We start from the raw sequence: 24,753 nt of genomic DNA, 5'->3' as shown, positions 1-24,753 counted from the left end.
GTCCATCGAGGGAGTGGGACATGATCGGGAAGTTCGCGCCGGCCCTCGCCGGCATCGCATTGCTGGTCGCGCCGGCCGTGGCATCCGCGCACCTGCAGAACGACAACCTGCGCGCGCGCATCACGTTCGTGGGCGCGCATGCCGTCAGCGCGTCGCCCGGCACGGTCCTCGCACAGCGTTTCGCCGTGAAGGTGGAGGATGTCGAGGGGCGCCCGGTGCCGGGACTCACGGTGTGGTTCTTCAGGAACGGAATGGCGTATCCGGCCCAGCAGGGTGGGGCCGCGCCCGCGTCCGTGGGCGCCTTCGTGGGCCCCGACGATCCGCTCGGCGTGCTCACCGATGCCGACGGCGTGGCGACGGCACCGCCTTACCGGGTCGGTGCGAGCGAGGAGGTGGTGGCCGGGGTGTACGGGCTCGGCAGCGCGTTCAATCGCGATCGCATCGGCTTCCCGCCCCTCGTGGCGTTCTACCACGTGAACCAGCCCGCGGTCGTCGAGCCGCCCGAGGCACCGTGGCCACCCGTCGCGAACGGCGTTGCCGAGCCGGTGACGCTGCCGTGGGGCTCGCGAGCCGGCATGCTGCTGCTGGCGGTGCTGCTGCTGGGGATGTCGCTGCGGGCCGTCACGCAGCGCCGCTGACGCCGATGCCCGCATCGTGGCCGTGTCGGCGGTCGCAGTGGCGCCGGCATGGCGCGGTGTAAGATGCCGTCGATCCCGGCCGCGCCCGGTGCACGGAGATGGACATGAGCAGCGTCGATTTCACCTCGTTCCTCAAGCTGATGGTGCACAAGAAGGCGTCCGACCTGTTCATCACGGCGGGCGTCGCGCCGTCCATGAAGGTGCACGGGCGCATCGCACCTATCACCCAGAACGCGCTGACGCCGCAGCAGTCGCGCGACATGGTGCTCAATGTCATGACGCCCTCGCAGCGCGAGGAGTTCGAGAAGACGCACGAGTGCCAGTTCGCGATCGCCGTGACCGGCGTCGGCCGCTTCCGCGTGTCGTGCTTCTACCAGCGCAACTGCGTCGGCATGGTCCTGCGCCGCATCGAGACGCGCATCCCGACGGTCGACGAGCTGAGCCTGCCGCCGATCATCAAGACGCTCGCGATGACCAAGCGCGGCATCATCATCTTCGTCGGCGCGACCGGTACCGGTAAATCGACCTCGCTCGCGGCGATGATCGGCTACCGCAACCAGAACTCGACCGGCCACATCATCACGATCGAGGATCCGATCGAGTACGTGCACAAGCACGAGGGCTGCATCATCACGCAGCGCGAGCTCGGCATCGACACCGACACCTGGGAGAACGCGCTCAAGAACACGCTGCGCCAGGCGCCCGACGTCATCATGATCGGCGAGGTGCGTACGCGCGAGACGATGGAGCACGCGATCAACTTCTCGGAGACCGGCCATCTCTGCCTGTGCACGCTGCATGCGAACAACGCCAACCAGGCGATGGACCGCATCATCCACTTCTTCCCCGAGGACCGGCGCTCGCAGCTGTTCATGGACCTGTCGCTGAACCTCAAGGGCGTGGTCGCGCAGCAGCTGATCCCGACGCCGGACGGCAAGTCGCGCCGCGTCGCGATCGAGGTGCTGCTCGGTACGCCGCTCGTGCAGGACTACATCCGCCAGGGCGACATCCACAAGCTCAAGGACGTCATGAAGGAATCGACGAACCTCGGCATGCGGACGTTCGACCAGGCCCTGTTCGAGCTCTACCAGGCCGGCGAGATCTCCTACGAGGACGCGCTGCGCCATGCCGACTCGTCCAACGAGGTGCGCCTGAAGATCAAGCTCGCGCAAGGCGGCGACGCGCACACGCTGTCGCAGGGCCTCGACGGCGTGGAGCTCATCGAGACCTCATGACCGTTGTCCGCGTGTGCGGCGCCTCCACGGCGCCGCGGGTCCAGGCATGAGCCAGGCCCAGCTCGACCACCTGCGCCGCGTCTGGACGACGCTCGGGCGCGACGATCCGCTGTGGGCCGTGCTGTCGCGGCCCGACAAGCGCGGCGGTCGTTGGGATGCCGACGAGTTTCTCGCCACGGGGCGTGCCGAGATCGACGCACAGGTGGCCGCGCTCGTCGCCTGGGGGCTGCCGCGCCGGCGTGGCCTCGCGCTCGATTTCGGCTGCGGCGCGGGGCGTCTCACGCGCGCGCTCGCGATGCACTTCGACGAGGCGCTCGGCATCGACGTCTCGGCCGGCATGCTCGACACCGCGCGTGCCCTCAATGCCGACATCGACAATGCGCGGTTCGTCGAGAACGCGACGCCACGGCTGCCGATGGTCGCCGATGCGAGCGTGGACTTCGTGTACTCGTGCATGACGCTGCAGCACATCCCGACCGTGCTCGCGCAAGGCTACGTCGAGGAGTTCCTGCGTGTGCTCGCCCCCGGTGGCGTGGCCGGTTTCCAGTTCGTCACGGGACCCGACGCGAGCTGGCGCGGGCGTTTCTACCGCAACGTCCCGAACCGCTGGCTCAACGTGCTGCGGCGGCTCGCGTGGCGTCGCGGCGCGGTGTTCGAGATGCACGCCCTCGACGAGGCGTGGCTCGCGGCCTGCCTCGCGCGCCATCCCGGCGTGCGCCTCGTGGTCTCGCTCGAGGATGGCGCGGCCGGCCCGGGATGGGCCGGCCGGCGCTGGTACGTCACGCGCGACTGACGCCGCGCGCGACGGCCTGGCCCGTCAGGGCGCGAGTTCGACCTTCTGCACGATCTCCAGGCCTTTCGGCGTCGCGTTGACGTGCACGTCGAAGTGCTTGAACCACTGTGCGTACAGTGCGTAGAGCTCGCGCTGCTGGTCGAGGTTGGCGCGCTCCTTCTCGGGCAGCATCGCCGAGAAGCGCGTCATGAGGTCGCCCAGCAGCGTGTAGAACGACCCCGTGTAGGCGGTGCGCATGAGCTGGCCATCGCTGGCCGCGGGAGCGGCGAGGTAGCCCGGCAGGTCGCCGCCGGCGGTCGCGAACGCGAGTGCCTTGTCGTTCATCGCCACGCTCACGTCGGGCGCGAAACCCATGCTGTCGGGAATGAGGCCTTCCGGCAGCTTCACGGGCTGGCCGTCGGCGGCGAGCTTGAGCTCGGCCAGCGCCGGCACCGCGAGCTGGGCCATGCCGACGATCGCGGCCGGGTTCGAGCTCGCCACGAGCACGCGCGCGGCGACGTCGGGTTCGCCATCCGCGGGCCATGCGAAGCGGTCGAGCGTGACGCGCAGGCCGGTGAAGTCGCTGAGCGGCGGCGGCACGAACTGCGAGAGCTGTTCCTTGAGTTCCACGGCCTTGACGTTCCAGTCGGCGAAGGCCGGGCACTTGAACGGCGTGGCGACGACGGGCTCGATGCGCGCGAGCAGGAAGTCCTTGATCTTGAGCACGGGCAGCGAGAACGCGATGTCGTACAGCGCACCGGCAGGCGCGGCCGAGCCCGGCGGCGGCACCGACAGCGTCTGCAGCGACTGCGCGATCGGCGCGGCGAGGTCCAGGCGCATGGTCATGTCCATGTGCGTGGGCTCCAGGCGCGTGTAGCCGAGCACGAGGCGCGGCATCTGCGCGACGACGCCGTCGAGCTCGCTGCGGCAGGTGTCGTCGATCGGCGCCGGTGCTTCGCTGACCAGCTTCGCGAAAGCCTGGTAACCCGGGTCCTTGTCGACCAGCGCGACGACGCGGCGCAGGTCGATCCAGCCGCTGCCGTAGGGCTTGTAGCCTTCTTCCTTCTCGAGCTTGGCCAGCGCGCCGGTGCCCGCGAGGTTCTGCTCGGGCTTGTCGAGGCCGAGCACGCGGCGCACGAGGGCGTCGTCGGCGCCGACCGGCAGCAGGCTCGCGACGAGGTGCCTGTCCTGGATCGCGATGAGGCCGCGGACCTTCTCGACGTCGATCGTCCAGACCGCCTGGCCGCCGACCTCGAGCGTGCCGAGCTTGGCGCCGCCGGCGGTCTCGACGCGCGCGACCATCGCGCGGAAGGCGTCGGGATCACCGAGTTCGACGCGCATGACCGGCACGAGGCCGACGCCGTACAGCGCGCCGCGCGACTTCGGGCCCAGGCCGACTTCGGCCCACTTTTCCGGGGTGTTGCGCTGCTTGACCTCGTCGATCAGCGCCTGCGCGACGCGGCGAGCGGTCTGCACGCGCGGATCGGCATCGTCCGGCGTCGGCGTCGCGAGCATCTGCTCGTAGAGGCCGATGATCGAGGGCCATGCGGCCTGCATCTGGCGCGACCACGCGGCGACGGTGGCGTCGGGCGCGGTCTCGATGTTGGCGATCACGAACGGCGTGTCGGCCGGCACGAACGCGAGCGGCGAGGCGTCATCGTCCTTCTTGCCGCAGGCGGCGAGCGCGAGCAGACCGCCGAGCACGGCGGTGCGGAGCAATCGGTTGTCGAGCATGGAACCGGTTCCTTGGTGGTGTGGTGTTACGGGGACAGCAGCGCAGCCAGGCAGGCCATGCGCACGGGAATGCCGTTGGCGACCTGGGCCAGGATCGCCGATTGCGGACCGTCGGCGACGGCCGAATCGATCTCGACGCCGCGGTTCATCGGGCCCGGATGCATCACGAGCGCGTCCGTCGCCGCGCGGGCGAGGCGTGCCGGGGTGAGACCGTAGCGTTCGAAGTACGCGGCCTCGCTGTCGACGTGGGCCTGCTGCATGCGCTCCTTCTGGAGTCGCAGCATGATGACGACATCGGCGCCCTCGACGGCGGCGTCGAAATCCTCGGTGACCGTGCAGCCGGGCAGCTCGCCCGCCGGCGGCAGCAAGGCGCGCGGGCCGCAGGCGCGCAGCTCGCGCACGCCAAGCGCGCGCAGCACGTGCAGGTCCGAGCGTGCGACGCGCGAATGCAGGATGTCGCCGCAGATCGCCACGGTGATCGTGGAGAGGTCGGCGTGGCGGTCGCGGATCGTCAGCGCGTCGAGCAGGCCCTGGGTGGGATGCGCGTGGTTGCCGTCGCCGGCATTGAGGATCGCCGCGCGATGCGCGCTCGCGGCGAGGCGCGCCGGCGTGCCGTTTTCCTTGTGGCGCACGATGAACGCATCGGCGTGCATGGCCTCGAGCGTGGCCAGCGTGTCCTCGATCGACTCGCCCTTGCTCGTCGACGAACTCGCGATGTCGAAGTTGAGCACCTGCGCGCCGAGCCGTCGCGCGGCGAGTTCGAAGCTCGTGCGCGTGCGCGTGGAAGGCTCGAAGAACAGGTTGATCACCGTGCGCCCGGCCAGCAGCTGAGGCGTCTGCCTGGCTGCCGCGGCGGCGCGCAGCGCGGCCGCACGGTCGAGCAGGGCGGTGATGCGCTCGCGGCCGAGGCCGTCGAGCGTGACAAGGTGGCGCAGGCGCCCGTCGGCGCCGATCTGGATGTCGTTCATGCGGAGGTCGCCGGCGCGGAGGCCAGCCAGCTTTCGAGGATGATCTGGGCCGCGAGCGCGTCGATCGCGTCGGCGTGCTTGCGTTTCGCGGTGCCTGCCGCGCGCTGCGCGGCGAAGCGGCGCGCGGCCTCGCGCGAGGTATGGCGCTCGTCGACCGCGTGCACGGGGCGCGCGAAGCGCTTCTGCAGCTCGTCGCCGAACGCACGCGCGAACACGCTCATGGGTTGTTCGCCGCCGTCGAGCGCGAGCGGCAGGCCGACCACGAACGCATCGGGCTGCCATTCGCGCACGAGCTTCGCGATCGCGTCCCAGTCGGTCGCGCCGTTGCGCGCGGGCACCGCCGCGAGTGCGCGCGCGGTACCGGTGAGGCGGTGGCCGATCGCGACGCCGACGATGCGCCGGCCCACGTCGAACGCGAGCACGCTGCCGCCGCCGGCAGCCGACGCAGGCGCCGGCTCAGGCGTTGCCGGCATACGGCGAGATGCGCGTGAGGTTGACGCCGACCAGCGCCGCGGAGGCCTGCCAGCGTTCGTCGAGAGGGGTTTCGAAGACGATGGTATTGCTCGCGGGTGCAGTCAGCCACGCGTTCTCGCGCAGTTCGTGCTCGATCTGGCCCGGGCTCCAGCCCGAGTAGCCGAGTGCGACGACGGCGTTGCGCGGCCCGTGGCCGGTGGCGATCGCGGCGAGGATGTCGCGCGAGGTCGTCACGCTGATCTCGTCGGAGATGCGGAACGAGGAATCCCACTCCCCGTGCGGCGTGTGCAGCACGAAGCCGCGCTCAGGCTGCACCGGGCCGCCGATCAGCACGGGCGAATCGATGACCTCGCGCAGTTCCGAACGCAGGTTCATCTGCGCGAGCACGTCGCCGAGGCGGTACTCGGAGAGGCGGTTGATCATGATGCCCATCGCACCGTCCTCGCCGTGCTGGCACAGCAACGCCACGCCGCGCGCGAAGTTGGGGTCGCGCAGCGTCGGCATCGCGATGAGCAACTGGTTGGAGAGCGGCGCGGATTCGAGCATGCACGCATTGTACGGTGCGGGGGACCCGCGGGCCACGCTCGCGGGGCGCGCGAACGTCACAACGCGTCACGACTCGGGGAAGCCGGCAGGCCGCCGGTCCGCTCGAGGCGCGCCGTGGCCATGGCGCGGGCCGGGATCCAGGCGACGCGGCAGGGCATCAGCATCGGGGACCGCGCCAGCGCGACGATCACGCGCGGGCACGCGCCGTGCCTTCGCGTTCCGCGACGTGGCGCACGTGCGACACATCCTGCGAACACGTTCTTCGCGTCATCTTTACGCGCGTGCGCTAGGGTGGAACCGCCGCTGTCGTGGCCGCCTTCCTTCACCCTGCGAAAGGAGACACCCATGAGCGCTTCCCTGCGTGGCAAGCGCGTCGCGATCGTCGCGACGCACGGTTTCGAGGAGTCCGAGCTGAGCGTGCCGCTGCGGGCCCTCAGTCGCGCGGGGGCCGCGGTGCACGTCATCTCGCCCGAGACCGGCGAGATCCAGGGCATGCGGCATCTCGAGAAGGGGCAGTCGGTCGCGGTCAACCGTTCGGTCGAGGTCGCCGACGCGGCCGACTACGACGGGGCCGTGGTGCCGGGCGGCCTGTTCAATCCCGACCAGCTGCGCGCCAATGACACCGTGCGCGCGTTCGTGCGCGATCTGGTCGCGCGCGGCCGGCCCGTTGCCGCGATCTGCCATGGCCCGTGGGTACTCGCCGATGCCGGAGTGCTCGCGGGGCGCACGGTGACCTCGGTCGCCTCGATCCGCAGGGATCTCGAGAACGCCGGCGCGCGCTGGGTCGATCGCGAGGTCGTCGTCGACCACGGCATCGTCACGAGCCGCACGCCCGACGACCTCGAGGCCTTCACCGAGGCGCTGGTCGCCTGCATCGACGGCACCGGCGCACGCGCCGCGGCGTGAGCGTCAGCGGTTGCGCAGCACGTTGCCGGGCAGAAACTGCCACGTGCGCGTGATGTAGAGCTCGTCGACGGCCTCGCTGCCCTGCGGCAGCGCGTTGAACGGCGCGGAGAGGTTGACGATGCGGATCGCCGCGTCGTCGAGAATCTTGTGGCCGCTCGGCTGGATCACGTCGATGCTCTTGACCGACCCGTCACGGTTGAGGCCGACCGTCAGCACGAGCTGGCCGTGCAGTTCCTGGCGGCGCGCGTCGTCGGGATAGTTGAGGTTGCCGATGCGCTCGATGCGCGCGACCCATGCGCTCATGTACGAGGCGTAGGCGTATTCCTTGGTGTTGGCCGAGATGTACTTGCGCTTGGGGCGCTTCGCGTACTGCTCCGATTCGCGCTGGATCTCCTGCGCGAGGCGGGCCATCTCGAGCTTGCGCTCGGCGATCTCGCGTTCGAGCGGCAGTCGCGTGTCGGGCGCGTCGGGCGTCTCGCGTGCCGTCGCGGCGGCCGCGTCCGACTGGCGCGTGGTCAGCAGCTCGGCGCGCGTGGCTTCGCTCGGTCGTGGCGCGCCGTCCTCGGTCGCGCGCGGCACGACACCTTGCGTGGGCTTCGGGATCGCGCTCGACAGCGGATCGCTCGGGCGCTTCGGCTTGTCCGAGTCACCGCCGCCGCTGTTGGCCGCCTGGGCCAGGAAGTCGGCCTTGTCGGGTGCCTCGCCGCTGGCCGACTGCACGAGGATCACGTCGAGCGCCGGCAGCGTCGGCGGACGCTTGGCGTAAGAGAACGTCACCCCGAGCACGACCACCGCATGCGCGACGAGCGAGAACAGGAACGTGACGCCGAAGCGATCGGCGGGTGAGGCGGACGCATTCACGCGAGGCGGTTCTCGATGACGTCGAACAACATGCCGGCGATGTTAAGCCCGAACTGCGCGTCGAGTTCGCGCACGCAGGTCGGGGATGTGACGTTGATCTCGGTCAGCCAGTCGCCGATCACGTCGAGGCCGACGAACAGCATGCCGCGACGGCGCAGTTCGGGGGCGACCTGGGCGGCGATCCAGCGGTCGCGCTCGGACAGCGGCACGCCGACGCCGCGGCCGCCCGCGGCGAGGTTGCCGCGGAATTCGTCGCCCTGCGGGATGCGCGCGAGCGCGTACGGCACCGGCTCGCCGTCGACGAGCAGGATGCGCTTGTCGCCGGCACTGATCTCGGGGATGAACTTCTGCGCGAGCGCGAACGCGTGGCCGTTGCCGGTCAGCGTCTCGAGGATCACGTTGAGGTTCGGGTCGCCGTGGTGCGACAGGAAGATGCTGCGCCCGCCCATGCCGTCGAGCGGCTTGAGCACGACCTTGCCGTGCTCGGCCGCGAAGCGCTTGAGCTCGGCCGGCTCGCGCGCGACCAGGGTCGGCGCGCAGCACTGCGGGAAGTGCTGGGTGAACAGCTTCTCGTTGGCGTCGCGCAGACCGCGCGGGTCGTTGACCACGAGCACGCCTGCATCGTGGGCGAGCTGCAGCACATGGGTGTCGTAGATGAACTGGGCGTCGACCGGCGGATCCTTGCGTGCGAGCACGGCGTCGACCGTGCGCAGGTCCGTCCAGGTCGCCTCGCCGAGCGTGAACCAGTCGTGCGGGTCCTCGCGCACCTCGAGCGGCGCCAGCCGCGCCCACGGTTCGCCGTGGCGGATCGCGAGGTCGCCCTGGGTCATGTAGGCGATGCGCCAGCCGCGACGCTGGGCTTCGAGCAGCATCGCGAAGGTGGTGTCCTTCTTGATCGTGATGCCGGCGATGGGGTCCATGAGGACGCCGAGGGTGCGGGTCATGCGGGGCTCCTGGACGAACCGGTCATTTGTGCGCGCGATCGCGTTGCGAGGGGGTTGCGTAGTTTACACTCCGGGCCACGGGGGCTCGCCTGTCAGGGTGTCGCCAAGTCCTAAGGTTTTCAGCAAATTTAGAGACTTGGGCGCATTACTTGACAGCTTGGTCAAGTATTGGATAAGAAGCGGTGGGTGCCGGACGACAGCGGCCGTTCCACCCTTCCGGCGAGCGTGCCCGCGGGTGCGCTCCCGATACGTTCCGGGTCGGTGAGTCGGCGTGGTCCCGGACCGCGCCGATGTCGGTTTCTCAGGTGGTTTGGGGAGTCCTAGTCAGGTGGACGAGACGAAACAGGGCAGCTTGGGCGGCCTCAAGGTCATGGTCATCGACGATTCGAAGACCATCCGTCGCACGGCGGAGACCTTGCTGCGCAAGGAAGGCTGCGAGGTCGTCACGGCGACCGACGGCTTCGAGGCGCTCGCCAAGATCTCCGACCAGCAGCCGCAGATCATCTTCGTCGACATCATGATGCCGCGCCTGGACGGGTACCAGACCTGCGCGCTCATCAAGAACAATCAGATGTTCCGCAGTACGCCGGTCATCATGCTGTCCTCCAAGGACGGCCTGTTCGACAAGGCGAGGGGACGCATCGTCGGATCGGAGCAGTACCTCACGAAGCCGTTCACGCGCGAGGAGCTGCTGGGGGCGATCCGCCGGCATGTGGAGTGGAAGTAGGCACACCAGGCATGGCCATTCGACTGACAGGGGAAAGGCGGTGGCGCACATCTTCATCATCGACGACTCGCCGACGGACGTGCACGTGTTCACCACGCTGCTGTCCAAGGCGGGACATCGCGTCAGCAGCGCGGCGAGCGCCGAGCTGGGCATCGAGGCGGTCCGCCGCGAGCGGCCGGACCTCGTGATCATGGACGTCATCATGCCCGGCATGAACGGCTTCCAGGCCACGCGCGACCTCAGTCGCGACGCGACCACGGCCGACATCCCGATCCTCATCGTCACCACCAAGTCGATGGAGACCGACCGCGTGTGGGGGCTGCGCCAGGGCGCCAAGGACTTCATGACCAAACCGGTCGAAGCCCGCGACCTGCTCAGCCGCATCGACACGCTGCTGGCGGCCTGAGGGACGCGCGCATGGGCAACGCTGCCGACACGCCGTCCTCCCCGTTCGCGACGCTGGCCGACTACGAGCAGCGCAGCCTCGCGCATGTCGCCGGCCTGCCCGAGCAGGTCGACGCGCCGGGCCTGTGGCGCGGCATCGGGTTCCGGGTCGGCAGCCATCACCTCGTGAGCAGCATCTCCGAGGTCAACGAAATCCTGACCATGCCCGCGCTCACGGTCGTGCCCGGCACGCAACCGTGGATGCTCGGCGTGGCCAACGTGCGCGGCAACCTCGTCGCCGTGATCGACCTGCGCGGCCACATCGAGGGCATGCGCAGCGAGCTCACCGAGGCCTCCCGCGTGCTCGTCGTGCGCCAGCACGGCGGCAGCGTCGGGCTGCTCGTCGACGAGGTGCTCGGGCAGAGAAGTTTTTCCGACGAACAGCGTGCGCAGGCCTTCGGGGAGGAGGATGCCCGCTACGCCCGGTACGTCGGCGAGAAGGTGCAGCTCGGCGACATCCTGTGGGGTCTCTTCAGCATGACCGCACTGGTGCGCACGACGGAGTTCCAGCAGGCATCGGCATGAAGGACCGGGACACGGCGAGGAACGCCGGCCCGATCCGCAACCCAGGGGCGAGGTGGAGACGATGAGTACGACTTCCGGTGCGGTCGGCAGCGAACGACCAGGTGGCGGCAATACCGCCCTGATCTTCCTGCTCGTGCTCGCGATCGCGTTCGCGGCCGTGGATTTCGGCTGGCTGACGATCAAGAACAACGAGGATCGCCAGGCCAGCTCGCTGACTACCCAGGTGCGCGTGCTCTCGCAGTCGCTGGCCACCTACGCGGCCGACGCCGCGGGCGGCAACCTCGACTCGTTCAACGAGCTCGAGTCCACGCGCAACACGATCGACAAGCTCATCCGCGACCTCAACCAGGGCGACGCCGCGACCGGCATGCCGGGCTACGAGGCCGAAGGCGACGTCGGCGAGGCGCTCAAGGCGCTCGGCAGCTCCTGGGTCCGCGTGCAGGTCAACGCGACCAAGATCCTCGACGGCAAGAGCCTCGTCCTCGACACCGCGGCGACTTCGGAAGACTTCGCCGGCACGATGCCGGTGCTCAACTCGCGCATGAACGAGGTCGTCAACATTCTGACCGAGCGCAGCGCCTCGGCAGGGCAGGTCTACATCGCGACGCGCCAGATGCTGCTCGCCGACCGCATGATCCGCCGCGTGCAGGAGATCGGCCAGGGTGGCCGCGAGGCCCAGTCCGCCGCGGACGGCCTGTCGCGCGACGCCGCGCTGTACACGTCCGTGCTCAACAACATGATCGAAGGCGGTGCCGGCGCGCGCATCGACCAGCCGAATGCACGCCAGATCCTCGCCGACGTGGCCCAGCAGTGGCTCGCGCTCGACGCGCCCGTGCGCAAGATCCTCGACGTGGCCACCGGCCTGCAGGACATCAAGCGCGCCGCGGACTCGATCATCGTCGACAGCAAGGATGTCGCCCTCAAGGCCGAGGATGTCGCCAAGAGCCTCGACGAACTGCCGACCAAGCGCGTGTTCCCGAACCCGATCTGGGGTGCGGTCGCCGCGGGCGTCGCGATCATCCTCGTCATCCTGCTCGGCGTCGCCCTCGTGCGCGACCAGCAGCGCCGCTACCAGACCTCCGCCGAGCTCAACCAGCGCAACCAGGAAGCGATCCTGCGCCTGCTCGACGAGATGGGCTCGCTCGCCGAAGGCGACCTCACCGTCAAGGCGACCGTCACCGAGGACATCACCGGTGCGATCGCGGACTCGATCAACTTCGCGGTCGAGGCGCTGCGTTCGCTGGTGACCACGATCAACGAGACCGCCGTGCAGGTGTCCGCCGCCGCGCAGGAGACGCAGGCCACCGCGATGCACCTCGCCGAGGCCGCCGAGCATCAGGCGCAGCAGATCACCTCGGCGTCGGCCGCGATCAACGAGATCGCGGTGTCGATCGACGAGGTGTCGAAGAACTCGGCCGAGTCGGCCGACGTGGCGCAGCGCTCCGTGCAGATCGCCGCGAAGGGCGCCGCGATCGTGCGCCAGACGATCCAGGGCATGGACTCGATCCGCGACCAGATCCAGGAGACCTCCAAGCGCATCAAGCGCCTCGGCGAGTCCTCGCAGGAAATCGGATCGATCGTCGAACTCATCAACGACATCGCCGAGCAGACCAACATCCTCGCGCTCAACGCCGCGATCCAGGCGGCCTCCGCCGGCGAGGCGGGCCGCGGCTTCGCGGTCGTCGCCGACGAAGTCCAGCGCCTCGCGGAGCGTTCGACCAACGCGACCAAGCGCATCGAGACGCTGGTCCAGACGATTCAGTCCGACACCAACGAAGCCGTCAGCTCGATGGAGCAGACGACCGCGGAAGTGGTCGCCGGTGCGCGCCTGGCCGAGGACGCGGGCCTCGCGCTCGGCGAGATCGAGAAGGTCTCGCACGACCTCGCCGACCTCATCCAGAACATCTCCACGGCCGCACGCCAGCAGTCGGCCGCGGCGACCAACATCTCGGCCACGATGAACGTGATCCAGGAGATCACGACGCAGACCTCGGTCGGCGCGAGCCAGACGGCGGAGTCGATCGGCAACCTGGCCCACCTGGCCGCCGACCTGCGCCGCTCGGTCGCCGACTTCAAGCTGCCGGGCTGATTTTCGCAACCCGCCCCGACGGAGACGACGCGCGCGCACGGGACGACCAGCCGCATCGCGGACCCGCCACGGGAGGGGCGGACCGTGGCGCATCGGCGGTCCTGTGCTGGGCGTAGTGTTTCGCGATCGGACATCGGGGTAGGGTGACAACGGACGGATCGCGCCAACGCGAGCGGAACACGATGAAACTGCACGACGATTTCACCACCCTCAGCTGGGTCAAGGGCGAGCTCGACGAGACGCTCAAGCAGGCGCGCCAGGCGCTCGAGGCCTACGTCGACGATCCCGCCGACGCGAGCCTCATGCGCTTCTGCACGACCTACCTGCACCAGGCGCAGGGCACGCTGCGCATGGTCGAGCTGTACGGCGCGGCGATGGTGATCGAGGAGATGGAACGCCTCGCCGATGCGCTGCTCGCCGACGGCGTGCGCCAGCGCGACGAGGCCTATTCCGTGCTCATGCGCGGCATGGTGCAGCTGCCCGACTACCTCGAGCGCGTGCAGAGCGGCCACAAGGACATTCCGATCGTCCTGCTGCCGCTGCTCAACGACCTGCGCGCGTGCCGTGGCGAGAAGCTGCTGACCGAGTCGGTGCTGTTCTCGCCCGATCTCTCGATCGCGCTGCCGCAGGCCGCCGCCGGCGTGGCCCAGCCGTTGCCGCTCAAGGACGTGCGTGCGCTTGCGCTGCGCCTGCGCCTCGCCTTCCAGGCCGCGCTGCTCAAGTGGTTCCGTGATTCCGGTGCGCTCGAGAACCCCGCGCGCCTGCGCGACGTGCTCGACCGCCTGCGCACGACCGTCGCGCACGGCGACGAGCCGCGCCGCCTGTTCTGGATCAGTGCCGCCGTGGCCGACGCGGTCAGCGACGGCAGCCTCGAACCGAGCGCGGCGATCAAGCTGCTGTTCGGCGGCATCGACCGCGAGATCCGCCGTTACGCCGAGTTCGGCGAGGAAGGCCTGACCTCGGCGCCGCCGCGCGAGCTCGTGCAGAACCTGCTGTATTACATCGCGCACTCGGAGAGCCGCACGCCGCGCGTCGAGGCCATCCGCGAGACCTACCGGCTCGGCGAACTGCTGCCGACCGATCAGGAAGTCGCGCATGCCAAGGGCTCGATCTCGGGCCACAACCGCACCCTGCTCGACACCGTCTCCACCGCGATCAAGGACGACCTGCTGCGCGTCAAGGAGTCGCTCGACATCTTCCTGCGCGCGCAGAACCGCGTGCCCGGCGACCTGCTCGCGCAGGTCGACGTGCTCGATCGCGTGCGCGACACGCTCGGCATGCTCGGCCTCGGCGTGCCGCGTCGCGTCGTCACCGAGCAGCGCGGCGTGGTCGAGGAGATCGCGACCGAGAAGCGCGCCGCCGACGAGGGCACGCTGCTCGACGTCGCCGGTGCACTGCTCTACGTGGAGGCTTCGCTCGACGACCACATCGAGCGCCTCGGTGCCGCCGGTGGCGGCGACGACGACGGCGCGCTGGAACTGCCCAAGGCCGAGGTGCGCAAGATCCTCGATGCGCTCATGCGCGAGGCCGCGATCAACATCCAGCAGGCCAAGCACGATGTCATCGCGTTCATCGAATCGCCGTGGGATCACGCGCGCGTCGAACAGATCCCGCGCCTGCTCGAGGAAATCTCGGGCGCGCTGCGCATGCTCGACCTCGGCGCGGCCGCCGAGCTCATGGGCGGCATCGTCGGCTTCGTCGAGATCGAGCTGATCCGCCATCGTCGCGTGCCGACCAACGAGCAGATGGACAAGCTCGCCGACGCGCTCGCGTCGATCGAGTACTACCTCGAGGCCACGCGCGAACAGCGTGGCGGCCGCGAGCGCATCCTCGACGTCACCCGCAGCAGCCTCGAGGCGCTCGGTTACTGGCCGTTGCGTGTCGACGGCGACCCGCGTGGCTCGGGCGGCCCCGGCGGCGGTGGCGGTTCGCCGGCCCCCGCACCGGTCGCCGACACCGGCGGCAACACGCCGGCCGCAACCGTCGTGCCCGCAGCGTCCGCAGCCGCGGATGACGACCTGCTCGCCGCCGCAGCGCTCGCCTACGGCGGCTCGCCCGCGTCCGACGAACCCGTCGCCCCCGCACGCGACGTGCCGCGCCTGGATACGGCGGTGGAACTGCCGGCGGCCTTCCTGAGCTGGGGCGACAACATCCCGCTCGAGTCGGGCCTGCTGCGTCTCGACGACGAGCCCGCCGGCAACACGCGCGTGCTCGATCTCGACGGCCTGAGTTTCGGCGACCTTCCCGACGTGCCGGGCGCCCCCTCGTCGTCGCCGCAGCGCGAGGAGCCGGCCCTCGAACTCGACAGCGCGGTCGAAGTCGCCGCGGGCGACGACCTGCGCGACCTGATCGTCGGCGACAGCACGATGCCGCCGGCTGAGGAACACGATCTCGGCGGCCTGCGTCTGGCCGAGACGGCCGAGGACGTGCCGCGCGACGTCCTCGCCGAGGCGCCCTCCGCGGTCGAGGCCGATGCGGAGGCGGACCTCGAGTCCGAGGACGAGGAGGAATGGATCGAGATCGAGGAAGAGGTCGAGGAAGAAGTCGAAGCGCCCGCGGACGTCGGCGACGGCAGTTTCCAGATCGCCGCCTCGAGCGAGATCGACGACGAGATCCGCGACGTTTTCGTCGAGGAGGTGCAGGAGGAGATCGACAACCTGCGCGCGCAGCTGCCGCTGTGGCAGGCGCATGCCGACAACGCCGAACTGCTCAAGCCGATCCGCCGTTCGTTCCACACGCTGAAAGGCTCCGGTCGTCTCGTCGGTGCGCTCGCGCTCGGCGAATTCAGCTGGAAGGTCGAGAACATGCTCAACCGCGTGCTCGACAACACGATCCAGCCCACGCCGCAGGTGCGCGCGCTGGTCGAGCACGCCGTCGGCGCATTGCCGGGCCTGCTCGGCGCATTGCGTGGAGAAGGTGCGCCGACCAGCGACATCGCCGGCATCATGGCCACGGCCGACCGCCTCGCCGCCGGCGAGATGGTCTGGCTGCCCGAGCGCGTCGATGCACCCGTGCGCACGGTCAAGCGCGTCGTCACGCGACGCGTGCGCGTAAGCCGGCCCGCGCCGCCCGCGGAAGCGGTGGCACCCATGGCGAGCGGTATCGACGAGATCCTCGCCGCCGTGCCGCAGTTCGAGGCGCCCGCGTCGAACGAGATCGTCGCCGGCCCCCTGCCGGGCCTGGATCCCGTGCTGTTCGACATCCTCAAGAGCGAAACGGCGATGCACCTGTCGGTGATCGACGACTTCCTCGAGCAGTCGCGCTACGTGCCGCTGCCGGTTTCCGAACCGGTCCTGCGCGCCGTGCACACGCTCAGCGGCGCGATCGCGATGGTCGAGATCAACGAACTCTCGCAGGTGCTCGCCCCGCTCGAGGGCTATCTCAAGCGTGCGCGTGCGCACGCTGCGCCGATCGACGTCGAGGGCACCGCCGTGCTCGGCGAAGCCGCTGCGCTCGTGCGCGACATCATGCAGCGCCTCGATGCGGGTTCGAGCCAGTTGCCCGACAGCTCGGCCCTCGCCGAACGCATCGTCGTGCTGCGCGACGCGCTCGACGAACCGCCGAGCGCGTTGCAGCTCTACCATCAGGAGGAAGCCGCGCTCGCCGACGAGGCCCCGGCGCTGCTTCCCGACCTCGACGATCCGGCATCCACGCCCGACGGCGACTGGCTCGACATCGAGTCGGCCGCCGCATCGGCAGCGTCGATCCCGCCGGGGCTCGACACGTCCGCCGCGTTCACCTCGGAAGCGTCCGAGATCGGCGACGACGACCTCGACGCGTTCGCGAAGTCGCTCGATGCACAACTGGCCCGCTTCGGGCTCGACGAACCGGTGGCACCTGCGCAGGCGGACGCCACGTCCGGGTCGCCGGCCGACGAGCCCGTCGCCGGCATCACCGTTGAGGTCGTCGAGGCCGGTGACGTGCTCGTCGCCGATCTCGAGGCGGCGCAGGCCGCCGCGGACGACGTGTTCGCCGCGGATGCCGACGCGCTGGCCGACGACATCGTCGCGGTGCCGGCCGGCGAGGCCGCCGCGGAGCCCGCGTACGAGGTCGAACGCGACGAGGATACGGGCGCTCCGGCCGACAGCGGCGCGCCGACCGAGGTCATCGAACTCGCCGACCTCCTCGACGCCGACGATGCGATCGAACGCATCGATGCCGACGGGTCGGTCGAAGTGATCGATGTCGAGCCGACGGCCGTGTCCGGCGACATCGTCGCGGTCGAGACGGGGGATGCCCCCGACGCGCCCGTGTCGGAAGCCCACGAGGAGCTCGAACTCGAGCGCGCGCTGCTCGCCTCGTTCGACGAACCGGTCGTCGACGACGTCGATGCCGCCGCCGAACCCGCGCACCTCGATGGCGACGCGCCGTTGCGCGACGTGACCGGGGCCGGCGACACGCTGGACGACATCGATGCCGAGATCGCCGCATGGCAGGCGAGGGAAGATGCGGCCGCCGCGGTCGAGGTGACGCCGGATGCGGAGGCGCGCGATGCGCTGGCCGACATCGAGGCGGCGATCGCCGCATACCAGGACGAGGTCGAGGTTCCCGCGGCCGCCGACGACGAGGCCACGCCGCTGCCGGTTGCAGAGACCGGTGACGAGCCGGCCGACGCCACGCTCGCCGTCGCGGCGCCGTCGCCCGAGGTGACCGATGCGGCCGATGCGGCCGATGAAGCCGGGGCGCCCGACGAGACGGACCTGATGGTGGTGGACGCGGTGCCTGCGCCCGTGCGTGCGTTCGCGGACGACGAACAGCCCGAAGGCCGCCTCGAACTCGCCGAGATGGACGAGGACCTGCTCGACATCTTCGTGCAGGAAGGCAACGACATCCTCGACCACTCCGATTCGGTGATGGCGAAGCTGCGCGAGACGCCGCACGAGCGCGAGCTCATCGGCGGCCTGCAACGCGACCTGCACACGCTCAAGGGCGGTGCGCGCATGGCCGGCCTCGCGCCGATCGGCGACCTCAGCCATGTCATGGAGTCGCTGCTCGACGCCGTGTACGACGGCACCTACACGATGGACCGCCCCGCGATCGAGTCGCTCGAAGCGGGCTTCGACCACCTGCACGGCCTCGTGCAGCGTGTCGCCCAGCGCAAGGCGATCGCGATGCCCGAGGCGGCGATCGCGCGCCTCGAGCAGTTGCTGAGCGGCGAGGTTCCGGCCGCCACGGCCACCGACGAGAGCATCAAGGCCGCGTCGACGCCGCAACCGGTGTCCGAAGTACCGGCCGCGACGGTTGCGGCGGCGGTGCCCGCGCCGCGTCCCGAGCCGCGCACGATGCCCGGCCCGGAGACCGAGGACGAGCCGCGCGCGCCGCAGGAAATGATCCGCGTGCGTTCCGAGCTGCTCGATTCGCTCGTGAACTACGCCGGCGAGGTGTCGATCTACCGCTCGCGCCTCGAGCAGCAGATCTCGACGTTCCGCTTCAACCTCATCGAGTTCGAGCAGACCGTCGCGCGCTTGCGCGAGCAGCTGCGCAAGCTCGAGATCGAGACCGAGGCGCAGATCATCGCGCGCTACCAGCGCGAGCATCACGAGGGCGGCAGCGACGCGACGTTCGATCCGCTCGAGCTCGACCGCTTCTCGCAGCTGCAGCAGTACTCGCGCGCACTCGGCGAGTCGGTCTCGGATCTGGTCTCGATCCAGGGCCTGCTCGACGACCTCACGCGCCAGTCGGAAACCCTGCTGCTGCAGCAGTCGCGCGTCAGCTCGGACCTGCAGGAAGGCCTCATGCGCACGCGCATGGTGCCGTTCGACTCGCTCGTGCCGTCGCTGCGTCGCACGCTGCGCCAGTCCGCGCAGGAACTCGGCAAGCGTGCGCAGCTCAAGGTCGAGGGCGCCCAAGGCGAAATGGACCGCAACCTGCTCGAGCGCATGAAGGCGCCGTTCGAGCACATGCTGCGCAACGCGCTCGCACACGGCATCGAGACGCCCGAACAGCGCCTCGAGGCCGACAAGCCGCTCGACGGCAGCGTGACGATCTCGGTCGCACGTGAAGCGACCGAAGTCGTGCTGCGCATCACCGACGACGGCCGCGGCCTCGATCGCGACGCGATCCGCCGCAAGGCGATCCAGCAGGGCCTGCTGAGCCCCGAGGCGCAGCTGTCGGACCGCGACCTCTACGGCTTCATCATGGAAGCCGGCTTCTCGACCGCCGAGCAGGTCACCCAGCTCGCCGGCCGCGGCGTCGGCATGGACGTCGTCCACAGCGAGATCAAGCAGCTCGGCGGTTCGCTCGCGATCGATTCGGTGCCGGGCAAGGGCACCACGTTCACGATCCGCCTGCCGTTCACGCTCGCGGTCACCCAGGCGATCCTCGTGCGCCTCGGCGAAGCGGTCTATGCGGTGCCGATGTCGTCGGTGCAGGGCGTCGTGCGCATCGCCCACGACGACTACGCCAAGCGCATCGCCAGCGGCTCGCCGACCTACGCCTATGCCGGCGACGAGTTCACGATCTACGAGCTCTCCCAGCTGCTCGGCGTGCCCGCGGGGCGCGTCGTCGACGAGACCCAGCTGCCGCTGCTCATGACGCGCGCGGGCGACCAGCGCGCCGCGGTGCGCATCGATGCGGTCGTCGGCTCGCGCGAGATCGTCGTCAAGTCGGTCGGCCCGCAGATCAGCTCGGTACCCGGCATCTTCGGCGCGACGATCATGGGCGACGGTTCGGTCGTCATGATCCTCGACCTCTCGCCGCTCGTGCGCCGTTCGGCCGCGCTGCGCGCGAGCGTCGCCGCGGGCGAGGTCGAGGCGCCGGTCGCCCCGGTCGTGCCGGTGGTCGAGACGCGCCGCAACCCGCTCATCATGGTGGTCGACGATTCGATCACGATGCGCAAGGTCACGACGCGCGTGCTCGAGCGCGCCGAAATGGACGTGCTCACCGCGAAGGACGGCCTCGACGCCGTCGAGAAGCTGCAGGATGCCGTGCCGGATCTCATGCTGCTCGACATCGAGATGCCGCGCATGGACGGCTACGAGCTCGCGACCTACATGCGCAACGACTCGCGCCTGCGCAAGGTGCCGATCATCATGGTCACCTCGCGTACCGGCGAGAAGCATCGCCAGCGTGCGCTCGAAATCGGCGTCGAACGCTACCTCGGCAAGCCGTACCAGGAAGTCGACCTGCTTCGCCATGTCCAGGAAACGCTGAGGGCGAGCCGTGCAGAACCCTGAGGCCAACGTCCCGATCGCGCTGCTGTCGCAGTCGGGCGAGGCGGGACGCCACCTGCGTGATGCGCTCGCCGGCGCGGGTACGCCGATCGTCTATGAAGCACCGGCCGCGCAACTCGACCGCCAGGCGCTCGAGGAGTCGGGCGCACGCGTCGTCGTCGTGAACCTCGACGCCGACGTCGAATCGCACCTCGACGACGTCTACGCGCTGCTCGACGACGATCGTTACAACGTGATCTTCGACGAGTCGGGCGTGTCGAGCCGGCTGTCCGGCTGGGAACAGGCGCGCTGGGCGCGCCACCTCGCCGCCAAGATCCGCGGCAGCGACAACGCCGATCCGCCGCGTCCCGAAGGCGCGGAAGCGCCGCCGTCGCCGTCGCCCGTCGTCGCTGCCGTCGCGGCTGCGGTGGTCGTGGAGCAGCTCGCCGCTCCGCGTGACGCGGACGCCGCGCGCGAGGTCGATGCCGAACCTGCGGTTGCCGAGGTCGTCCGCGAGGAACCCATCGAAGCGCAGCGCGCGCCGGGCATCGCCGAATCCGCTGATGTGCCGATGTCCGGCCCGGAGACGTCCGTCGTCGCTGTCGAGGGGGACGAGCCGCCTGCGCGCAACGTCGAGGACCTCGTCCTCGAAGCCTTCGGTGTCGTCGACGCGCCTGCACCGCCGCCGGCCGTGGCAGCCTCCGAGGCCGCCGAGGACGACGCACTCGACTTCGCCCATCTCGATGCCCTGCTCGACGCGGCGCCCACGGCGCCCGCGGCGGCGGACGAACCTCTGCTCGACTGGGAGCTTACGGCCGCACCGACGGTGCCTCCTGCGCCGACGGATAGGCTCGTGCTCGAGCCCGATTTCGACTTGCCCGCACCGCCTCCGGTGCAGGCACCGAAGCCGCCGCCGGCGTCCGCACCGTCTGCGGAATCGTCGTTCGATTTCGACTTCGACGCGCCGACGGAAACACCGGCACCGGTCGCGGAAGCGCCCGTGGCGTCGCCTCCCGTGCAGGACGAGGCCGGCGAGGATTTCGAGTTCGCCTGGAACACGCCCGCAGCCGATTCCGGGATCGTGCGCGACGATGTCCCCGGGGAACTCGCCGTGGCGACCCCCGAGGTGTTCGCCGGGCTCGAACTCGTGTCGATCGACTCGGCTTCCGACGACGAGGCCGCGCCGGCCAAGCCGGCGACGGCTTCCGATGACGATGCCCTCGGCTTCGGCGACCTCGGCGATTTCGCCGACTTCGACCTGCCCGACGCGGACGCCGGTGCCTCGCCGAGCGAGCGTGCGCAGGAGCGCATGGACCCCGTCGACCTCGATGCCCTGCTCTCGGGCAAGGTGCAGCCCGCGGTCGAAGAACCCCTCGACGTCGGCGCGTCGCTCGCGGCGGCGGCGGACGAGATCCGCACCGCCGGCGACACGAAGACGCCGGTCACGTTCGAGCTGCTCGACCTCGACTGGGCCGATGCGCCGAAGGACGACGAAGGCAAGCCCGCCGAGGCACCCGTCGTCAACGCACCACCGCCCGTGCTCGGGTCCGCGCTCGCGTGGACGCTCGATCCGCTCGACGGTGACGAGGAGGCGACGCGCGCGGCACCGCCGACCGGCCCCGCGCAGTTCGGCATCGAGACCGTGTCGGCCGCGGAATACCTCGCGCCCGAGGTCGAAGAAACCGCAGAGCCGCCACCGGTCACACTCGGCGGCCTGTCGCTGGAACTGATGCCGATCGAGGAAGCGATCGCGCCCTCCGGTGCCTCGACCGGCGACGTGGTCCGCGAAGCCTGGCTCGATACCTCGGTGATCAGTGCGCCGAAGGCCGTCGTGCGCAAGGTGTGGGTGCTCGGCGCCTCGATCGGTGGCCCCGAAGCCGTGCGCGAATTCCTCGCGCAGATCCCGGCCGACTATCCCGCGCTGTTCCTGCTCGCCCAGCACATGGGCGCCGAGTTCATGGACATCATGGCGCAGCAGCTCGCCAAGACCACCAAGCTCATGGTGCGCAAGCCGCAGCACGGCGAGCGCGTCGGCCACGGCGACCTCGTGATCGTGCCGGTCACGCATCGCCTGCGCGTCGATCCACAGGGCGTGATCGTGCTCGAGGCACTACCGGCGGGCGGTCCGCCGCACGTGCCGTCGATCGACGACCTGCTCACCGACATCGCCGAACGTTTCGGCTCGAGCGCCGGCACGATCGTGTTCTCGGGCATGGCCGAGGACGCCGCCACCGGCGCGAAGCAGCTCGCCGCGAAGGGCGGCCGTGTCTACGTGCAGGATCCCGACACCTGCGTCATCAGCGCGATGGTCGACGGCGTGATCGAGACCGGCGTCGTCGCGTTCACGGGCTCACCCGCCGCGCTCGCCGAGCGCGTGCTCGCCGAACGACCGGCGGCCGGCAAGACTTCCTGAGGATCCAGCGATGGCCGAACTGCCCCGAGAAATCCGCGGCGTCATGATCCCCGTCACCGGCGGCCGCGTGCTGCTGCCGAATGCGACGGTCGCCGAAGTCATCACGTACTCCGCCCCCGAGCGCGTCGACGGCGCACCGGCGTGGCTGCTCGGCCGCCTCGGCTGGCGTGGCTGGCGCCTGCCGCTGTTCTCGTTCCCGATCCTCGCCGGCCACGCCACCGAGGAGAGCACGTCGAACGCACGCGTGACCGTCCTCAAGGCGCTCGGCGGCAGCGCCAAGATGCCGTTCATCGCGATGCTCGCGCAGGGCTTCCCGCGCCTCACCACGGTCACCCAGGATCTGCTGCTGACCACCGGGGACCACACCGAGCTCGCCCCCGGTGTTCGCGCCGAAGTGCTCGTGCGCGACGACCACGCCGTGATCCCCGACCTCGGCGCGATCGAGGCGATGGTCGCCGAGGCGATGGCGGCCTGAAGGGCAGCGAGGCCTGTCCCGTCCGCGACCCGCTCAGGCATGCGGCGGAATCGCCTGCGGCGGTTCCGCCCTACGCGCACCACCCAGCCTCTTCGCCACGCCGCCCTTGTAGGGCGGAACCCGCGCAGCGGATTCCGCCGTGACGTGCGTGTTCCCGCATGGCGGCCGAGGCGATGGCAGCCTGAGGCGCGGGGAGGCCTGTCCCGTCCGCGATCCGCCGAGACATGCGGCGGAATCGCCTGCGGCGGTTCCGCGCTACGCGCACCACCCGGCCTCTTCGCCACGCCGCCCTTGTAGGGCGGAACCCGCGCAGCGGATTCCGCCGTGATACGTGATGCCCGTGCAACGAGCGATGGAGCACATTCATGCCAATCGCACTCGGCGTCGCGGCGATCGATGAGGTATGGCAAGCCATCGACTACGAGGTCACATGGCTGCATGGCCGTTGGGCGATCTACAGACAGCTCTACGGCACCAGTGAGGCTCGCGTCGACGTTCTGAATCAGTCGGCCGGTACGTTCGCCCGGATGCTTCAAGACGTATTGCTCGATGATGTCCAGCTGGGACTGGCAAAGCTCGGCGATCCAGCATCTACGCCGGTCAGAGGTGGTCGGGCAGAGAATCTGACCCTAAAGAATCTACTCGATCGGGTCATTGCTTCGGGTGTGTTGGCATCCGAGCTTCCGCCGTTGCTGAGGCGCTATGAGGACGCCTGCGCGAGTATCAGGGACAGGCGCAACAAGCGCATTGCACACGCAGACCTCCAGATCAACCTGGAGGCAAAAGCGTCGCTGCTTGGCCCCTCGCGCGAAGAGATCGAGGTGGCATTGAAGGCATTGCGTGACGTGATGAACGGTGTCGAGCTCCATTTCACCGGGACTCGCACGGCCTACGAATTCGTCGTGCTTCAGGACGATGGTGACAGCCTCATCGCTGCGCTCACGCGGGGTCTGAGATACCAGGAGTTGGTCGAGCAGGGCGCCATCCCGCGTGATGATCTTCTCTCCAGCCGATGGGGCAAGGTCTGACGATCTACGGTCTGGACGCCGCCACGCGGCTCGACTCGGCATGTCGATGCGGTGTCGACCCTCGTCCGAGCTGCGAAGCCGGGGCCTCACGCATCCCCATGCACCGCCTGCAGCGCCGCGATCGCGGCGAGGCCGGCGGTTTCGGTGCGCAGGATGCGCGGGCCGAGGCGCAGGCCTTCGAAGCCGACCTGGTCGAGGATCGCCATGTCGTCGTCGGAGAGGCCGCCTTCGGGGCCGACCACGAGCACGGCGCGGGTCGGCGCGACGAGCGTGCGCACGCTGAGCGAACCTTCGGGATCGAGCGCGAGGCGCAGGCCGACCTCGTCGGTCAGCGAGGCGGCCCACGTCGCGAGGCGCACCGGTGCCTCGATGGACGGCAGGCGCGTGCGGCCGCTCTGTTCGCAGGCGCCCGCGACGACGGCTTGCCAGTGCGCGAGGCGGCGTCCCGTACGCTCGGCGTCGAGCTTGACCTCGGTGCGTCCCGTGATCAACGGCACGATGCGCTGCACGCCGAGTTCGGTCGCCTTCTGCAGGATCAGGTCCATCTTCTCGCCGCGCGCGACGCCTTGCGCGAGCGTGAGCTGCAACGGGCTTTCACGCCCCGTCTCGGTGCCGTCGTCGAGCACGCGCGCGGTCACCGCGCGCTTTGCCAGCTGCGCGATCTCGGCGCGGTACTCGCGGCCGTCGCCGTTGAACAGCACGAGTGGATGACCGCGATCCATGCGCAGCACGCGCGCGACATGCTCGCCGGCCTGTTCGGGCAGCACGATCTCGGTATCGGCGGCGAGCGGCGCGAAGACGCAGATTCTCGGGATGCGCATGG

19 protein-coding genes are annotated in these 24,753 nt (G+C 69.9%); 12 read left to right on the top strand and 7 right to left on the bottom strand.

The window, feature by feature from the left end; translation table 11 throughout:
* Positions 1-20: 20 nt before the first annotated feature.
* The 3 genes from ACQQ2N_RS00315 (at position 21) to ACQQ2N_RS00305 (ending at position 2,666) form a co-directional block, all read left to right on the top strand.
* Positions 21-638, top strand: coding sequence for a hypothetical protein (locus tag ACQQ2N_RS00315; RefSeq protein ID WP_440223669.1), 618 nt, complete (start codon positions 21-23; stop codon positions 636-638).
* Between the two features lie 104 nt (positions 639-742).
* Positions 743-1,873 carry a PilT/PilU family type 4a pilus ATPase gene (locus tag ACQQ2N_RS00310; RefSeq protein WP_440223668.1) on the top strand — a complete coding sequence of 377 codons (1,131 nt, stop codon included), beginning with the start codon at positions 743-745 and terminating at the stop codon, positions 1,871-1,873.
* Between the two features lie 46 nt (positions 1,874-1,919).
* Entirely contained in the window at positions 1,920-2,666 is a 747-nt protein-coding gene (locus tag ACQQ2N_RS00305) for a class I SAM-dependent methyltransferase (protein WP_440223667.1), read from the top strand.
* Positions 2,667-2,690: 24 nt separating this feature from the next.
* Here ACQQ2N_RS00305 and ACQQ2N_RS00300 read toward each other — a convergent pair whose 3' ends face one another.
* The 4 genes from ACQQ2N_RS00300 to ACQQ2N_RS00285 are packed head-to-tail and all read right to left on the bottom strand — an operon-like array spanning position 2,691 to position 6,367.
* Positions 2,691-4,379, bottom strand: coding sequence for a hypothetical protein (locus ACQQ2N_RS00300; RefSeq protein ID WP_440223666.1), 1,689 nt, complete (start codon positions 4,377-4,379; stop codon positions 2,691-2,693).
* A gap of 26 nt (positions 4,380-4,405) precedes the next feature.
* Complete coding sequence (locus ACQQ2N_RS00295; protein WP_440223665.1) at positions 4,406-5,347, bottom strand: aspartate carbamoyltransferase catalytic subunit; 942 nt, start codon at positions 5,345-5,347, stop codon at positions 4,406-4,408.
* Positions 5,344-5,820 carry a Holliday junction resolvase RuvX gene (ruvX, locus tag ACQQ2N_RS00290; protein WP_440223664.1) on the bottom strand — a complete coding sequence of 159 codons (477 nt, stop codon included), beginning with the start codon at positions 5,818-5,820 and terminating at the stop codon, positions 5,344-5,346. Before ruvX ends, ACQQ2N_RS00295 begins: the two co-directional genes overlap by 4 nt.
* The gene (locus ACQQ2N_RS00285) at positions 5,804-6,367 is read right to left on the bottom strand and encodes a YqgE/AlgH family protein (protein WP_440223663.1); all 564 of its coding nucleotides are present in this window, start codon (positions 6,365-6,367) and stop codon (positions 5,804-5,806) included. Before ACQQ2N_RS00285 ends, ruvX begins: the two co-directional genes overlap by 17 nt.
* Positions 6,368-6,712: 345 nt before the next feature.
* On the opposite strand from ACQQ2N_RS00285, the gene ACQQ2N_RS00280 reads away from it, so the two are divergent.
* A complete protein-coding gene (locus tag ACQQ2N_RS00280; protein ID WP_440223662.1) occupies positions 6,713-7,273 on the top strand; it encodes a type 1 glutamine amidotransferase domain-containing protein in 561 nt (186 codons plus the stop codon).
* 3 nt (positions 7,274-7,276) lie between these two features.
* Here the strand turns inward: ACQQ2N_RS00280 and ACQQ2N_RS00275 are convergent, their stop codons facing one another.
* Complete coding sequence (locus ACQQ2N_RS00275; RefSeq protein ID WP_440223661.1) at positions 7,277-8,134, bottom strand: energy transducer TonB; 858 nt, start codon at positions 8,132-8,134, stop codon at positions 7,277-7,279.
* A complete protein-coding gene (gene gshB, locus ACQQ2N_RS00270) occupies positions 8,131-9,078 on the bottom strand; it encodes a glutathione synthase (RefSeq protein WP_440223660.1) in 948 nt (315 codons plus the stop codon). Before gshB ends, ACQQ2N_RS00275 begins: the two co-directional genes overlap by 4 nt.
* A gap of 370 nt (positions 9,079-9,448) precedes the next feature.
* Here gshB and ACQQ2N_RS00265 point away from each other — a divergent pair, with 370 nt between their 5' ends.
* From ACQQ2N_RS00265 to ACQQ2N_RS00230, 8 genes are all read left to right on the top strand, one after another.
* Positions 9,449-9,805, top strand: a complete 357-nt coding sequence (locus ACQQ2N_RS00265; RefSeq protein WP_440225689.1) for a response regulator — start codon at positions 9,449-9,451, stop codon at positions 9,803-9,805.
* A 40-nt stretch (positions 9,806-9,845) separates the two neighbouring features.
* The gene (locus ACQQ2N_RS00260) at positions 9,846-10,211 is read left to right on the top strand and encodes a response regulator (protein ID WP_440223659.1); all 366 of its coding nucleotides are present in this window, start codon (positions 9,846-9,848) and stop codon (positions 10,209-10,211) included.
* Positions 10,212-10,222: 11 nt separating this feature from the next.
* Positions 10,223-10,774, top strand: coding sequence for a chemotaxis protein CheW (locus ACQQ2N_RS00255; protein WP_440223658.1), 552 nt, complete (start codon positions 10,223-10,225; stop codon positions 10,772-10,774).
* Positions 10,775-10,835: 61 nt separating this feature from the next.
* The gene (locus tag ACQQ2N_RS00250; protein ID WP_440223657.1) at positions 10,836-12,863 is read left to right on the top strand and encodes a methyl-accepting chemotaxis protein; all 2,028 of its coding nucleotides are present in this window, start codon (positions 10,836-10,838) and stop codon (positions 12,861-12,863) included.
* A 182-nt stretch (positions 12,864-13,045) separates the two neighbouring features.
* Positions 13,046-20,038, top strand: a complete 6,993-nt coding sequence (locus ACQQ2N_RS00245; RefSeq protein WP_440223656.1) for an Hpt domain-containing protein — start codon at positions 13,046-13,048, stop codon at positions 20,036-20,038.
* Positions 20,025-22,427, top strand: coding sequence for a chemotaxis protein CheB (locus ACQQ2N_RS00240; RefSeq protein ID WP_440223655.1), 2,403 nt, complete (start codon positions 20,025-20,027; stop codon positions 22,425-22,427). The genes ACQQ2N_RS00245 and ACQQ2N_RS00240 overlap by 14 nt, the downstream gene beginning before the upstream one ends.
* Positions 22,428-22,437: 10 nt before the next feature.
* Complete coding sequence (locus tag ACQQ2N_RS00235) at positions 22,438-22,902, top strand: chemotaxis protein CheW (protein WP_440223654.1); 465 nt, start codon at positions 22,438-22,440, stop codon at positions 22,900-22,902.
* 365 nt (positions 22,903-23,267) lie between these two features.
* A complete protein-coding gene (locus ACQQ2N_RS00230; RefSeq protein ID WP_440223653.1) occupies positions 23,268-23,930 on the top strand; it encodes an AbiU2 domain-containing protein in 663 nt (220 codons plus the stop codon).
* An 86-nt stretch (positions 23,931-24,016) separates the two neighbouring features.
* Here the strand turns inward: ACQQ2N_RS00230 and ACQQ2N_RS00225 are convergent, their stop codons facing one another.
* A complete protein-coding gene (locus ACQQ2N_RS00225) occupies positions 24,017-24,751 on the bottom strand; it encodes a 16S rRNA (uracil(1498)-N(3))-methyltransferase (RefSeq protein ID WP_440223652.1) in 735 nt (244 codons plus the stop codon).
* Positions 24,752-24,753 lie beyond the last annotated feature (2 nt).

Source organism: Dokdonella aquatica (assembly GCF_051987395.1).
GTDB lineage: Bacteria > Pseudomonadota > Gammaproteobacteria > Xanthomonadales > Rhodanobacteraceae > Dokdonella.
Note: the sequence above shows the minus strand (reverse complement) of the source record. Positions and strands in the feature narration are given on the sequence as shown.